At 43.3% G+C, this 508-nt stretch carries 1 pseudogene; it reads right to left on the bottom strand.

Annotation, left to right across the window (positions count from 1 at the left end):
* Nucleotides 1-508: pseudogene (locus ACFIN0_RS10220) on the bottom strand (late control protein); the annotation flags it as partial.

Below are 508 nucleotides of genomic sequence, written 5' to 3' on the forward strand. Positions count from 1 at the left end.
GGTGGGGCGTTTGGGTCAAGGGTATCATCTTTGTCTGGTGTGGTGTTTGCAACGTTTCCAGCTGTGTTTTCTTGGGCTTCATCAAAAAGCTCGCAATCTATTTTTGTAGTGTAACCACCCGTTTTATCAAGCTTGTTTTTAACGCTTTTGATGCGCCATTCTGCTGGAATATAGGGGCGGAAAGGGGGCTGCTGAACAAGCTTTGCTTCTGCTTGTACAAACGGATCACCACCGATATCACATGAGAAAGAAGATTTCCCACGCGATGATTTATTGCGATAAGCCGCAATGGCTGCAACAGCTTCTGATTGATTGTGGTAGGTATATTTGAGTTCATGAAACGTTGGTTTTCCAACCTTGACTTCTTTTTTTTCACCAGTGCGAATATCATGATAGCTTGCAATAACACCGCCTTTTTTCTCTTCTTCTTGTTCGTTCTTTTCAGATGTTTCGGCTGCTGTCTCTGCTTTAGGCAAATTGGGGGCATCACTTTCATCCATATGGATAA

Origin of the sequence: Bartonella sp. AA89HNZF (assembly GCF_042196905.1) — a bacterium.
GTDB lineage: Bacteria > Pseudomonadota > Alphaproteobacteria > Rhizobiales > Rhizobiaceae > Bartonella.